We start from the raw sequence: 12,940 nt of genomic DNA, 5'->3' as shown, positions 1-12,940 counted from the left end.
ATGAGAGTTGGTATTACCAGGTGGCTCCTCGATAATCGTAATGTCTTCTATATTCGCCCATTTTAGTGCTATTTTAAGTGATGCAGGTGTTCCTCTCAGCCTTTGAAATTTTACTCCTTCTACTACAGCTTTTCTTCTATCTTTTACCCAACGCAGTATCTCTTCTAAACCATATTCTTCTATTATCCACGGCAATGTTTCTTCTTTAAGACTAAACTTAAACCCTCTGATGCAACTTGGATCAACTTTGTAATCTATCGCATCTACTAGCGCTTTCTCCTGTTTTGTTGCATTTGGTGGCAATAACATTACTCAATCTTTAAATTTCTCAAATTTGCACATTCATTTCCCAGAACCACAACATCCTCTTTTGGCTCGATTAATTCTACGTTTTCTACACCATCTACAAATAAATTCGCTATTATCCAAGATCTTGTTACACTCCACCCTAATCTTTTTGCTAATTCAAACTTCTTAATAAACTGCTTCTTGATTTCTTCCTCTGATATTACAGGACTTATGCTCATTCTGCTGTGAATATCTATTTCCGTAATATTGCAACCAATTACTGTTATTGTATCTGTTAAAACCCTTATATCATCTCTAGTAACCTGCTTTTTTACAATTTTAAGTAGCTCTTCTAACGCTATGCCAGTTGTGGATAATTGTGTTGATAAGATTGAAATTTGTACTTTCCCTGGTATAGTTGATTCCACTAGTGCATCTTTTACTCTACTATCTGCTGACAGTGCATGATATTTATAATATTCCTTACTTCCTCCTGTTGACCAACCTGCTATCTTTGCTTTAATTCTTTTTCTAAATCGTTCATCATCTTCTTCTTTCTGCCTCTCTACTCCATAAAACTCAGCCAAATTATCAAGATCTTCTCCCGTTGCAAATTTCAGTAAATTACCCTTTACAGCTTCGTTTATCCTTTGTCTGAGCAAAAGTTCTCGCCATGCTGCTATCTCCAGAATCTTTATCGCTGGGTCACTTTCTACTAATGCTGTAAAACTTTCATCTCTACGCACTAACTCTTCCTTCATTCTCGAAAAGATTTCCTCAAAGTTCAGTGGTTCGATAATATTTGGCTGCTGCATATTTACACTACAATTCCATCAAAATGAATGTTTTTCCCGTTTGCCAGATAAATTCCTTCAAGTGAAATAGTTATTTTTCCTTCTTTTACTCCTTCAACTTTTACTTTTTCTAACTTAAATCTCTTTTCCCATTTTTCCAAAGCTTCTGCAGTTGCTGCGTAAATTTCTAGTGTTAAATCACGATTAACTGGCTTATCCACTAATTCAAATAATCTTGAGCCATAATCTCTCCTCATTATTCTACTGTTAATAGGAGTGGTCAGTATATCAATTATCGACTGCTTTAAGTGCTCTATTCCTTCTAACGTCTTTCCTGTTTTAGCATCCATTCCTCTCATATATTTTTCATGGCTCTGACTTAATACTTGCATGTTTTTCACGTGCTATAGCAATAGCCTTTCTCAACTTCTTTTCAAGAATTTCTTTAGAAGGAAGCTGTGTTAAATACTGTGCAACATGAATATTAGAGCCTTCGAGTTCAAGATATTCTATATCCTCTTGATCCTTATCAGCACATAAAATAATCCCTAACGGTTTTTCTTCACCTGCTTTTCGTTCATTTTTATCTAACCAATTTAAATACCATTCCATCTGTCCTTTATAAGCTGGTTCAAAGCGACCTATTTTTAGTTCTATTGCTATAAGGCGTTTTAATCCTCTGTGAAAAAATAGCAGGTCCAAATACCTTTCAGTTGTTTTAGTACTCATCCTTTTTTGACGTGTTACAAAACAAAAATCATTTCCAAACTCTTGTAAAAACTTTGTCAATTCATCCAAGATTGTATTTTCTAGATCAGTCTCACTATAACTTGATGGCAATTCCATGAAGCTAAGAGCCTGTTCATAATCTTTTGAGGAGCAAGGCAGTAAAAGCTAGAACGACCATTTGTAGTCTAGTATTGAGTTTACGCTCGCAATTTTTCCATAACCGTCTACACTTTTCCAGCCAAGCAAAAGAACGCTCTACAACCCACCTTTTTGGCAATACAACAAAGGTATGTAATTCACTTCGTTTTATTACTTCAACGGTTGCACCAATAGTCGTTTTTATTTGAGTTGCAAAATTTTCTCCTGTATAACCTGCATCAACTAGTATATTTTGAACTTCGGAAAGATTTTTTCTTGCGTTACAAATCATCTCTACAGCAGCAGTACGATCTCCGATATTAGCTGTAGTAATATAAATTGCATGTGGCAAACCTTGCGTATCTACTGCAATATGACGCTTTATTCCTGAAATTTTCTTGCCGGCATCATAACCTTTTTCTTCAGCAATATCGGTGTTTTTTACACTTTGAGCATCAATGATGCAGAAGCTTGTTTTTGTATTCCGACCACTGTTGAAACGAACCTCTCCAACTAATTTTTTTTAAGACAATTTCTAGAACACTTTCTCTATCTTCATTCGGTTTTTTACTCCATCTCTTGAAGTAATCGTAACAATTGCGCCATTTTGGAAACTCTTTTGGTAGCATTCGCCACTGACAGCCACTTTTTAGCACATAAAGTACACCGCAAAATAACTCATATAAATCCAGTTTTCTTGGTTTTGTTTTTTTTCTACAGGATTCTAGATCTGGTAATATAATCTCAAATCTTTCCCGACTTATATCACTTGGGTATACACTCCTCATATATCCTAACTTATATACATTATCTCTTAGTTTATTCCTTTCTTGAGATCATGTACAGGTTCTAAGGAAGTATGGGTCATGAAAAATGAATTCTGGTGCTAACATATTTTCTTCACGTAAATTTTTTATACTCCTTCTTATGAAATCTTCAGGTTTTTTTGCTAGTGCTGTACGTTCATACAACATAGTATCGATTTTACTACGTAGTGCCCTAACACTCCACCTTTCAATACGACACATTTCTATATAATAATTACGCTTCAGCTCATCAGAAATTGCAATAATTTCTACAAAATGTGACCAACTCAATTGTTGTGACAGTGTCGCGACAATTTCTTGATCAGAAAAGAATTTAGAAAATTGCACCATACGAAATAATGACGCTCTATCAAAACCACGTCCATATTTAATCTGAAGTTCTTTTGCAAGTTGGGAGATGATTTGCTTCCCATAATCTGCACGTTTGTGCTTTAGAATATCTTGATCAATTCTAGAGCCAATTTCCCAGTTTAACAATACTAGAGTAGAATTGAATTGAACAGAAAGATGATTTTTTGCTCTATCTATTAAATTACTAATGTCTCCTAATAGGCTAGTAGTTATATCCATATTCATAACTTTATTTTTGATAAGTATAGCATATTTTATCCTGAAAAAATGTTACTGCTACCACTGATCACCTTGGAACCACAAGAAACCATATCACCAACTCTTCCCACTCCAAACCCATTTGCAAACACTGTTTTTGATCCTTCAGTTTAATACGGGAACGTTCAAAAAAGTGTGTCAAACCGAAAAAAAAGTAATAAATTGATATAAAAAATGGAGGTTTGATATGAGTCAAGCAAATAGAACTAATGGGTTGGTAGATTATAAAGAATTAGAAACAAATATCCTGTCATCTATACGAGAAGGAAGACCATTGACAGGAAGAGATGGAGCATTAACACCGTTTATAAAAAGGTTGCTAGAGGCAAGTCTGGAAGGTGAAATAGAAAGCCACATGTCAGCTAAAAGTGAAGAAAATAACCGAAGAAATGGGAGAAATGCAAAAACTTTACGCACGAGTGCAGGTTCATTTGAGCTGCTAACACCAAGAGATAGGGAGGGAAACTTTGAACCGCAAATAGTCAAAAAAAGGCAAACGAGCCTACATCCAGAACTTGAAGCAAAGGTCTTAAGTACATACGCCAGTGGCATGGGATACAGAGACATAGCTTCACACGTTGAGGAAATATATGACCATAAAATATCAGCAGCAGAGATATCCAGTATTACTGATAAATTGCTACCAATAATCAATGAATGGCGCAGCCGTCCACTGCAATCAGTGTATCCAATAGTGTTCATGGATGGCATGTTTTTTAAGGTCAAGGAGGACGGACATTGCGTAAGTAAATGCATGTATAATATATTGGGTATAAATCAAAATGGCAGAAAAGAAGTATTAGGTTTTTATTTGGCTGAAAGTGAGGGAGCTAACTTCTGGTTGGGAGTTCTAAATGACCTCAAAGAAAGAGGAGTAGAAGATATTTTAATTGCCTGCATTGATGGACTAAAAAGCTTTCCTACAGCTATAAATAGTGTATTTCCTAAAGCAGAAGTACAGCTATGTATAGTGCATCAGATAAGGAATTCACTGAAATATGTATCTAGCAAAGATGTAAAAGTTTTCATGAATGATTTGAAAAAAATATATCGTGCTTCAAGTAAAGAAATCGCTGAGAATTATTTGCTTGAGCTGGAAGAAAAATGGAGTGAAAAATATCCCTTAGTTACAAAATCGTGGCAAAACAATTGGGAAAATTTATCTAGTTATTTTAAGTATTCTGGGCCAGTTAGGAAGATGATTTACACCACCAATCCAATTGAGGGGTTGCATAGACAGATCAGAAAATTTACTAAAACTAAAGGTTCATTTACCAGTACAAATGCCTTGTACAAACAGGTATATTGTGCTATAAAAAAGGTAGAGCAAAAGTGGATTACTGCTTTGCCTAACTGGGCTTTAACTATGTCTCAACTTGATATCTTTTTTCCTGGCAGATTAAAAATTGAGTTGAATTGAAAATGCGGTTTGACACACTTTTTTGAACGTTCCCTCAAAAACAGAAGAAATGCCATGGAAGAACGTCAAGATTGCCTGTATTGGAAGACAAAATACTCTGTAGTTATCTAAGTGAAGAAGGTTGCCCCTCCTCACTCGACTTCAAAACCGTACGTGAAACTTTCGCTTCATACGGCTTCTCTCTAGCTTGGTGCTTTTCATGCATACTTCTGTGTAAATTATCGTGACAATGTCCATGTAGCATAGATAAGTTTGTGATTGTATTATTTTGCTTATTTTGGTCCTTATGATGTATTTCTAAGAACCTGTACATGATCTCAAGAAAGGAATAAACTAAGAGATAATGTATATAAGTTAGGATATATGAGGAGTGTATACCCAAGTGATATAAGTCGGGAAAGATTTGAGATTATATTACCAGATCTAGAATCCTGTAGAAAAAAAACAAAACCAAGAAAACTGGATTTATATGAGTTATTTTGCGGTGTACTTTATGTGCTAAAAAGTGGCTGTCAGTGGCGAATGCTACCAAAAGAGTTTCCAAAATGGCGCAATTGTTACGATTACTTCAAGAGATGGAGTAAAAAACCGAATGAAGATAGAGAAAGTGTTCTAGAAATTGTCTTAAAAAAAATTAGTTGGAGAGGTTCGTTTCAACAGTGGTCGGAATACAAAAACAAGCTTCTGCATCATTGATGCTCAAAGTGTAAAAAACACCGATATTGCTGAAGAAAAAGGTTATGATGCCGGCAAGAAAATTTCAGGAATAAAGCGTCATATTGCAGTAGATACGCAAGGTTTGCCACATGCAATTTATATTACTACAGCTAATATCGGAGATCGTACTGCTGCTGTAGAGATGATTTGTAACGCAAGAAAAAATCTTTCCGAAGTTCAAAATATACTAGTTGATGCAGGTTATACAGGAGAAAATTTTGCAACTCAAATAAAAACGACTATTGGTGCAACCGTTGAAGTAATAAAACGAAGTGAATTACATACCTTTGTTGTATTGCCAAAAAGGTGGGTTGTAGAGCGTTCTTTTGCTTGGCTGGAAAAGTGTAGACGGTTATGGAAAAATTGCGAGCGTAAACTCAATACTAGACTACAAATGGTCGTTCTAGCTTTTACTGCCTTGCTCCTCAAAAGATTATGAACAGGCTCTAAGATATCACCATTCTTAAACCAAAGTTGACAACAATCACACTTACCTTGTTGCATCTTCAGAAGTTTTATTGTTTGTGGTGATTTATCAAGTATTTTACTCATACGCTTTCCCCAATAAGTCCAGTCTCCATCATATGGAGATTTGGCTCCAATCACTTTGACATGTCGTTTAATGTCATGATCTCCGTGTTTAATAAGACGCATTCCGTTACTTGTCATATATCGCCATTTATCGTTACCATACTTCTTGAAGTATTTTCTTTTGATCCAACATCTTCCTTTGTTTTGGTGTTTAAACATTGCCCATTTCCAAAGTTTTCTAAACATTGTATTATCCATTGCACCAAAGGCTTTAGATGATACCACCGAAGCGTAGTATTGACACCATCCTCGAATAATTGGATTAAGGTGACTTATTACTGCTTCTTGTGATTCACCACGCATTTTCTTTAGCTTACTTTTAATGACCAATGAGTGTTGTTCTATAGAGTTACGACTTGGTTTGATGATAGACTTGTATGACATCTTATTGTGTTTTGTTGGATATTGCCGTATTGTAAAACCAAGAAAATTGAAACCTGGTTTTATTCCTTTCAGGAATTTTTGAGTATGAGAAATTCTTGTTTTTGAAGGGTTCAACTCCAATCCAATAGTTTTTAACCATTCTTCAATCAGAGTTTTTGCTTTCAAAACAATTTCCTCACTTTCATGAAGTACTACAAAATCGTCTGCATAAGTGATTACGCTGAGTGATCTTTTCGCATTTTCCCTACATGTTCTGCCAGGTTTCGTTTTCCTGTAGCTAATTAGCTCCTCTGCCATTATTTCTTTCAGATAATTTTCTAACCCATGTAGAGCAATACATGCCAGTAATGGAGAAATTGTCCCTCCTTGGATTGTACCGCTTCTAGATGGTTGAAATATCCTATTTTCCATCACACCTGCTTTCAACCATCCTTTTACTATCCTCCTTAAAGTTGGTGTGGTATTGAGTTTTTCTAACAGTATATGATGATTTATATTATCAAAACACCCAGAAATATCAGCATCTAAAACAAATACTGTTTTCTTGATGAGTGCTTGAAATATAGCTTCAATGGCATCATGACATGATCTACCAGGTCTAAAACCATAAATGTTGGGCTCAAACTTTGCTTCCCATTCTGGTTCTAGCATCATCTTAACAAGTGTTTGTTTTGCTCGATCTGTTATTGTTGGTATCCCTAATGGACGTTTTTCACTTTTTCCAAGCTTTGGAATCCAAATGCGCCTTGATGGCTTTGCCCTCTCCCTTATATCTAAGGATTTTGCCAATTGCAATCTTTCTTTTTGATTAAGGTTAGCTTTTCCATCAATACCTGCAGTTCTTTTTCCTCTATTGTCCTGAGTTACCTTTCTCACAGCGATCATCCTAGCACTTGTCGATTTTTGTAATAATCTCTGAAGCTCATGCATCTTTTTGATATCATTACATTTAGAAGCTCGGTAAATTCGTTTTTGTAGCTTAAATGAAGACTTTTCTAGCTTGCGCCAAGGAACTTCATTCCATTCATACCTAACTTTTTGTTGGCTCATAACATATTCACTACTATTCATAACTTTACCTTCCAAGTTACAGTGTCCACGTCTGCGTATCCTAAGCATTACTTTAGGCATTAGCTTTTTAGACAATCCTTCCAACATAGAAGCTTGCAGTTGGCTACTTGCTTATTACAAAGTATAATAAGAGCTTCTATGTGGTTACTCCGTTCCATGAAACCGTTTCGCGTCAGATTTAGGTTCTTATTTTTTGCCGGGAGATCGGAAACATCTTGATTAAACGAACCAATTCTAATCATCCTTATTCTCCATACCTTTTGGTCTATGTGTACCAACCTTATTTCACATATTCACAGTAACGACAATTCAAACATAAGTTTCTTTCGTAACCTTACCTGACTCTTCTTGGGAGAATTTATTATAAGGTTTAACATTACTCCCTTTTAGCCCATGCTCGCACCTTAGGTGTTTGCCAATTTCCTAAAATGTGGATTACAATTTCAGCCAGATGTTATGGCGGATGGAATTTAACCATCACAATTTCATGACTTCCGGGTCACACTGTCTCTACCGTATCAAATAAAACATCACGTGACTTTTCTCTTATCCTTTTTATTACTTCATCTGCAAGACTACGAACATCTTGGTTAGGTTCTGCTTTAATGCTGATAGTGTAATTATTAGTGATGTTCTGAGTTTTATTTTGTTCTTTATTTTCAAACTTACTCCTTGCAAAATCTGCAAATATCTTATCGCTCTCTGTCTCCTCAATAAGGCTTTTGACTCTGAAGCTATTTTTATTTCTCTTTGAAAATTCTTTAATTATACTGTTACCTGGCACAGGATTTCCACTGTTGAGAATATTACTCTTTATGGGAGTATGGACTGCTTTTATTTCAGTTTTTCTTTTTTCAAATTCTTTCAGTGGGCTATTTTCCAATACTTTTCCAAATACACTTTCCCCTATCCATGAAAAAGCTTTTCCTATAGGTTCAATGAGTGATTTCCACAAGCTAGAGAAAAAGTCTTTCACCTTTTGCCAGTTAGCTATAACAAGAGCTGCACCAGTAACAAGTCCAGCAACTAAAAGTCCTATAGGGTTAGCGAGTGTTATTGCTCTTAGTCCTGTTACTACTGCAGGAAAAACTATAGCTGATAAAAATGAAAATACTCCAAGTAGGTTTGCTTTCAGACTAAAAATCGTACTTCCTAGCAATGTAAATCCGTATCCTAGTCCTACTGCTACAATTTTTAAACTTATCAAGGATGCTACAGTACCCATGATTGCCGTGGTTAAAGTTGGATATTTTTCTGCAAACTCTGCTATATATCTAGTTTTTTCTTGTAAAAATTCAGCTATAGATTTTAAAGTAGGCAACATCACTGAGCCCAGGTTCATACCAACTTCAGCTATTGCATTTCGAAGAAGTCGTAATTTATTAGCTGTAGTGTCTGCACGATTTTTGAATTCTTCTTGTAGAGAGCTCTTGTACTTTTCTGTATTAGCCAATAACTTTATTGCATCCTCATACTTATTAAAACTTCCAGCTAATAATGCAATATCATCTTGATATTCCTGACCGAAAAGTTTCATAAGGATTGTAGAACGTTCCTGGTTATCCATTTTCTTTAGAGTTTGAAAAAAATAGAGTAATACTTCTTCGCCGTTTTCGCTTATTCTTTGTACTATTTCTTCTGCAGTTATTCCCATTTGCTCTAATGCTGCTTTAAAATCCCCTCCTTGTTCTTCAGCAGTCTGAAGTTTACTAAGTAGAGCATTTATAGCAGTTGCAGCTTTTGCTGGTTGTTTACCTAAACTAACGAAGGCATTTACTAAACTACTTGTTTCCTTGATGTCAAGACCAAATTGTTTTGCAGTACCACCAACTATTGCTAGAGCTTCAACCATATCTTTTGCTTTGGCAGCAGTGTTATCTGATAAGTGATTGATTACATTACCAACGTATTCCATTTTACTAACATCAATTCCATAAACGTTAGAGAGTTTAGCTATAGAATCACCTGCTTGCTCTGCAGACATATCAAATGCTGTAGACATTTTTGCCACTGTTTCTGTAAACATAAAAAGATCTTCTTTCTTGATACCAAGTTGACCACCACTTGCAGCTATTTGTGCCAGTTCTGCGGCTGATAATGGTATAGTACGTGACATCTCTTTTAACTTCTTTGCAAATTTAGTTGCTTCATCCGTTCCTTTTTTAAAATCTACCACTTTTGTAACATCAGCCATAGCACTTTCAAAGTCAATTGCAACTTTAACTGGAGCTGCAAGCGTTAGCCCTAGCCCAATAGTCTCTATAATTTGTGACTTAAAATGTGCTTTGCTTGCTAAAAAACTTTGGTGACTACGTATTGCAGATCCAAGCTTACCATACTTACCTTTTAATACTTCAATAGAAGAGCCAAGTTTATGTTGGTCACTTACTAATACCAACTCTCATTATTAATGAACCAAATAAGAAGCATTGCAGAGTTGTTTAACCGTGGAAGGGGAAAGAGAGGTAATAAAATTACACAAAGCGCTCTCAAGCAGAACAATTGTATCGTAGATTTTATTGCGCAAAATGTTCTGTTTTATATATAACCAAAACCTCTCAACAGGATTGAGGTCAGGTGAGTATGGTGGTAGGTATATAATTTCGATATTTTTAGGTATCTTTAAACTTTTTGACTTATGCCAACTAGCGCAATCCATCACGAGAAAAGCCTTTCGTATTCCTAAATATTGCGACATCTGTTCAAGGAATATATTTATACAAGCAGTGTTGACGTTTGGTGCAAATAAGCTAAAATTCTCTCCATTTCTGGGATTAACTGCACTATAGAGATAAAAATTTTCCCTACCTAATTTTACCTTAACCTGTGTCCTACTGCCTTTTTTAAACCACCCATGTCCAACTTTTGAATGTGTACCAAACCGTGATTCATCGAAGAAAAATAGCTCTTTTTCAGAATGCATGACAATAGTTTCATTGAGGTTTTTTTTTAAACTCCTCTTGCTTATTTTTATCCTGTCCACTATGAACTGGTCTTGGTGTGATATATGAGAATTTCATTCTTTGCATATTACGATGTATTGTGGATTTGCTGATATTCAAACCAAATCTTTCTTGGATTCTTATTCTCATTTCTCTAATAGTAATATTGGGATTTTCCTCTATCCACACCTCAATTTGTTCAAGTTGACTTTGGTTCAATATAGTTTTTCTACGGCGTTGAGGTGGAGAAAATAATTTTTCTTCTCTTCCAAATTTTATGTGCTTTATCCATGTAGTAATTGCCTTTCTCGAAATGCAACATATTTTTGCTACAGCTGTTATACTGTGCTTTTTTGCTGCAATTACAGCATTTAGTTTTTTTGCAACATACGCATTATTTCTTACTTTCTTCAGCATCTCTTTTGCTGATTCCACCACTTTTTCATCCAATAATTTTGATCTTAATGCCATCTAAACCTCGCTATTTTACTTACTCCAGTATGGCTTTTTTTCCATTATTGTCTATTCGTTGCTTGTATAGCGGGAATTGGTATAAGTACTTAATATTTCTTCCACTTTTTCTTACTTCTTCATTAAATGAATGCAAAGCATCTCTCTTTTTCAAATATGCTTCTTTTGCTTTTATTGCGGAGGTTTTGGCCTTGTCAAATTCTGCTTTTAAAGTTTTGCTCGGTTTCTCTATTGCCTTCATTTGTTTAGCTAAAGATTTTACTTGATCTTCAAAGCCTTTCCATGACCTCTTGCTAGTCAAAACATCATGACCTAACTGCTTAAACTTTGATACTGATTTTAAAGATGAGTCAAGCTTTCTTATATTCTCACCAAGATGAGTAAGTTGACTGCTACTTCCTTTTATTACAGTACTGAAACTGCCATCTAGGACTGCTCCAATTTTTATAGATAACGTTGACATTGTACCTTCCTCGCTGCTTTATGCCATAAGATAAATTCATTAATCTCCATATCAAGTATTTGTTCAACCCCGCCTCCTACAATAGAGCTGAACATTAATACTTCTAATCTCAAGTTTTTTGGATAATCGGTGAAAAAAAATCCTTTAATACCTCTTGAATTTTCACATAATCAGCAATATCTAACTCTTCAATTGCTTCTTTTGCAACTGATGTCAAATTGGCAGTCAAAGTTACTTCTTTACTAAGGTCACTACCATTTAAGCGTTCAATTGCAAGATAGTCTCTAACTTTTGGACGTCTAACAGTAAGTTCTGAGACAGAAATTCCATCAACTGTTATTGGGTTATTAAGTGTTATAGCTTGCATGTTCCTCCTTAAAAAGCTAATTAATAAAAATCTATATCGGCTTTTACATAACTAATTTCTTTGTTATAACTATGGTGCTATAAATAGGATTAGCTTTGATAAGAATCTTTCCTATGTTCAATTGAAGTAATAACTACTGTATGCTCTGGCGCATCTATGTAATAAAGTATACGGTAGGTACTTACACGTAGACTACGTTGCCCGCTTAAGTTGTGCTTTAATGGCTTTCCAAGTCCAATTGGATCAGCTGTTAGACGCTCCATTATTGCCTTCTTAATCATTAACTTTACTTTTGCTGGAAGAGCCGGAATGTCTTTCTTTATAACAGATTCTGAATAGTCTATATTGTAAGGCTTAATCCCAGAAGGCATCTTGATGTTTAACCCTCTTTTCTTTATAGCGTTCGTCAGCAATCTTAGATAATTCCATATCTTCAATTTCTTCTTCCATTAATTCAGTTAATAACTTTAAAACGGACTTGTCTTGAGATTGTGCTACACTAACAAGTAAACCAGTTAGCTGCTCTATGGAATTTGTATGAGCTTTAGAATCCATATTAACTATATACCTACAATTTCTTATATTTTAACATTTTTATGTAATTTTGTCAACCATATTAGATCCCTAGAATCGTTTGTAGCAAGGCCATTTGATCAACACCATTTATCTTTCTTATCATATTTTCAGCATCGATTTCTATCAGCTCATTACCGCCTATAGTAAGTTTATAGTAATGGGCAGCTACAGTACATTTCAGCGTTGCTTTCTCAGCAGGTTTCCAGTTACCAAAATCAAATTCTTTAAAAATGCCTCTTAAATTGATTATTACTGCTCCAATATCATTACTTCCACTACCTTGCATTCCACCTCTGAGCGTCAAAGATACCGAATTTCCATTTATCAACCCAAATAGCCGAAAGAGCTCTGTATCGTATTCAGCAAAAGTGAAATCTGCTTCAAGCTTTTCCATGCCCATGTCAATATTTATTGGAATATCCATACCACCAGCACGGTACTCCTCTGTTTTTATGGTAAGCTTTGGTAGCGTTATTTCATCAATTTTTCCTGCATAACCACGACCATCTACAAATACGTTAAAATTTCTCAGTATTTTGGGTAACACTTCGCT

14 protein-coding genes and 3 pseudogenes are annotated in these 12,940 nt (G+C 35.2%); 3 read left to right on the top strand and 14 right to left on the bottom strand.

Annotated features, from left to right (window positions below; genetic code table 11):
• Positions 1 to 15 precede the first annotated feature (15 nt).
• From ABWU62_RS04635 to ABWU62_RS04605, 7 genes and pseudogenes are all read right to left on the bottom strand, one after another.
• Positions 16 to 309 (bottom strand): annotated as a pseudogene (locus ABWU62_RS04635) (phage tail protein); the annotation flags it as partial.
• Positions 309 to 1,103 carry a baseplate J/gp47 family protein gene (locus ABWU62_RS04630; protein ID WP_353287681.1) on the bottom strand — a complete coding sequence of 265 codons (795 nt, stop codon included), beginning with the start codon at positions 1,101 to 1,103 and terminating at the stop codon, positions 309 to 311. The pseudogene ABWU62_RS04635 and the gene ABWU62_RS04630, both read right to left, overlap by 1 nt.
• 2 nt (positions 1,104 to 1,105) lie before the next feature.
• The gene (locus ABWU62_RS04625) at positions 1,106 to 1,441 is read right to left on the bottom strand and encodes a GPW/gp25 family protein (protein ID WP_353287680.1); all 336 of its coding nucleotides are present in this window, start codon (positions 1,439 to 1,441) and stop codon (positions 1,106 to 1,108) included.
• Positions 1,442 to 1,448: 7 nt separating this feature from the next.
• Positions 1,449 to 1,928: a PDDEXK nuclease domain-containing protein gene (locus ABWU62_RS04620; RefSeq protein ID WP_353287679.1), complete on the bottom strand. Its 480-nt coding sequence runs from the start codon at positions 1,926 to 1,928 to the stop codon at positions 1,449 to 1,451.
• A gap of 16 nt (positions 1,929 to 1,944) precedes the next feature.
• A protein-coding gene (locus ABWU62_RS04615; protein WP_353287093.1) for an IS5 family transposase occupies positions 1,945 to 2,737 on the bottom strand; the annotation gives its coding sequence in 2 pieces (ribosomal slippage) (positions 1,945 to 2,472 and positions 2,474 to 2,737; 792 coding nt in all).
• A 48-nt stretch (positions 2,738 to 2,785) separates the two neighbouring features.
• Positions 2,786 to 3,352, bottom strand: coding sequence for a DUF1016 N-terminal domain-containing protein (locus ABWU62_RS04610; protein ID WP_353287678.1), 567 nt, complete (start codon positions 3,350 to 3,352; stop codon positions 2,786 to 2,788).
• A 29-nt stretch (positions 3,353 to 3,381) separates the two neighbouring features.
• Positions 3,382 to 3,495 (bottom strand): annotated as a pseudogene (locus tag ABWU62_RS04605) (PAAR domain-containing protein); the annotation flags it as partial.
• A gap of 77 nt (positions 3,496 to 3,572) precedes the next feature.
• On the opposite strand from ABWU62_RS04605, the gene ABWU62_RS04600 reads away from it, so the two are divergent.
• Together ABWU62_RS04600 and ABWU62_RS04595 are read left to right on the top strand one after the other, a co-directional pair.
• Positions 3,573 to 4,805 carry an IS256 family transposase gene (locus tag ABWU62_RS04600; RefSeq protein WP_353287494.1) on the top strand — a complete coding sequence of 411 codons (1,233 nt, stop codon included), beginning with the start codon at positions 3,573 to 3,575 and terminating at the stop codon, positions 4,803 to 4,805.
• Positions 4,806 to 5,168: 363 nt separating this feature from the next.
• Positions 5,169 to 5,961 (top strand): IS5 family transposase gene (locus ABWU62_RS04595; protein WP_353287093.1). Its coding sequence is split into 2 segments (ribosomal slippage): positions 5,169 to 5,432 and positions 5,434 to 5,961, totalling 792 coding nucleotides; the frame shifts between segments, so codons are not numbered across the junction.
• Between the two features lie 272 nt (positions 5,962 to 6,233).
• Here the strand turns inward: ABWU62_RS04595 and ltrA are convergent.
• The 3 genes and pseudogenes from ltrA to ABWU62_RS04580 form a co-directional block, all read right to left on the bottom strand.
• Positions 6,234 to 7,547: pseudogene (ltrA, locus tag ABWU62_RS04590) on the bottom strand (group II intron reverse transcriptase/maturase); the annotation flags it as partial.
• 520 nt (positions 7,548 to 8,067) lie between these two features.
• A complete protein-coding gene (locus ABWU62_RS04585; protein ID WP_353287677.1) occupies positions 8,068 to 9,966 on the bottom strand; it encodes a phage tail tape measure protein in 1,899 nt (632 codons plus the stop codon).
• A 9-nt stretch (positions 9,967 to 9,975) separates the two neighbouring features.
• Positions 9,976 to 10,981 (bottom strand): IS630 family transposase gene (locus ABWU62_RS04580; RefSeq protein ID WP_353287306.1). Its coding sequence is split into 2 segments (ribosomal slippage): positions 9,976 to 10,518 and positions 10,520 to 10,981, totalling 1,005 coding nucleotides; the frame shifts between segments, so codons are not numbered across the junction.
• Here ABWU62_RS04580 and ABWU62_RS04575 point away from each other — a divergent pair.
• On the top strand, positions 10,975 to 11,247 hold the full coding sequence (locus ABWU62_RS04575; RefSeq protein ID WP_353287676.1) for a hypothetical protein: 273 nt from the start codon (positions 10,975 to 10,977) through the stop codon (positions 11,245 to 11,247). The genes ABWU62_RS04580 and ABWU62_RS04575 overlap by 7 nt on opposite strands.
• Before the next feature lie 306 nt (positions 11,248 to 11,553).
• Here ABWU62_RS04575 and ABWU62_RS04570 read toward each other — a convergent pair whose 3' ends face one another.
• The 4 genes from ABWU62_RS04570 to ABWU62_RS04555 all read right to left on the bottom strand — a co-directional run bounded on the left by ABWU62_RS04570 (position 11,554) and on the right by ABWU62_RS04555 (position 12,934).
• On the bottom strand, positions 11,554 to 11,811 hold the full coding sequence (locus ABWU62_RS04570; RefSeq protein ID WP_010405430.1) for a phage tail assembly protein: 258 nt from the start codon (positions 11,809 to 11,811) through the stop codon (positions 11,554 to 11,556).
• Positions 11,812 to 11,900: 89 nt separating this feature from the next.
• A complete protein-coding gene (locus ABWU62_RS04565; RefSeq protein WP_143688798.1) occupies positions 11,901 to 12,182 on the bottom strand; it encodes a type II toxin-antitoxin system RelE family toxin in 282 nt (93 codons plus the stop codon).
• Complete coding sequence (locus ABWU62_RS04560) at positions 12,166 to 12,366, bottom strand: hypothetical protein (protein ID WP_007303020.1); 201 nt, start codon at positions 12,364 to 12,366, stop codon at positions 12,166 to 12,168. The genes ABWU62_RS04565 and ABWU62_RS04560 overlap by 17 nt, the downstream gene beginning before the upstream one ends.
• A gap of 61 nt (positions 12,367 to 12,427) precedes the next feature.
• On the bottom strand, positions 12,428 to 12,934 hold the full coding sequence (locus ABWU62_RS04555) for a phage major tail tube protein (protein WP_253303050.1): 507 nt from the start codon (positions 12,932 to 12,934) through the stop codon (positions 12,428 to 12,430).
• Positions 12,935 to 12,940 lie beyond the last annotated feature (6 nt).

The sequence above is a fragment of the Wolbachia endosymbiont (group B) of Gerris lacustris genome, assembly GCF_964028355.1.
In the GTDB taxonomy this organism is placed as follows: Bacteria; Pseudomonadota; Alphaproteobacteria; order Rickettsiales; family Anaplasmataceae; genus Wolbachia.
The sequence above is the reverse complement of the archived record's forward strand: the minus strand, read 5'-3'. Positions and strand labels throughout refer to the sequence as shown.

Bases quoted from the DNA above. Each gene is read 5' to 3' on its own strand.
- ABWU62_RS04630 (WP_353287681.1), bottom strand. From the start codon at position 1,103: ATGCAGCAGCCAAATATTATCGAACCACTGAACTTTGAGGAAATCTTT.
- ABWU62_RS04625 (WP_353287680.1), bottom strand. From the start codon at position 1,441: ATGAGAGGAATGGATGCTAAAACAGGAAAGACGTTAGAAGGAATAGAG.
- ABWU62_RS04620 (WP_353287679.1), bottom strand. From the start codon at position 1,928: ATGGAATTGCCATCAAGTTATAGTGAGACTGATCTAGAAAATACAATC.
- ABWU62_RS04610 (WP_353287678.1), bottom strand. From the start codon at position 3,352: ATGAATATGGATATAACTACTAGCCTATTAGGAGACATTAGTAATTTA.
- ABWU62_RS04600 (WP_353287494.1), top strand. From the start codon at position 3,573: ATGAGTCAAGCAAATAGAACTAATGGGTTGGTAGATTATAAAGAATTA.
- ABWU62_RS04575 (WP_353287676.1), top strand. From the start codon at position 10,975: ATGCCATCTAAACCTCGCTATTTTACTTACTCCAGTATGGCTTTTTTT.
- ABWU62_RS04570 (WP_010405430.1), bottom strand. From the start codon at position 11,811: ATGCAAGCTATAACACTTAATAACCCAATAACAGTTGATGGAATTTCT.
- ABWU62_RS04565 (WP_143688798.1), bottom strand. From the start codon at position 12,182: ATGCCTTCTGGGATTAAGCCTTACAATATAGACTATTCAGAATCTGTT.
- ABWU62_RS04560 (WP_007303020.1), bottom strand. From the start codon at position 12,366: ATGGATTCTAAAGCTCATACAAATTCCATAGAGCAGCTAACTGGTTTA.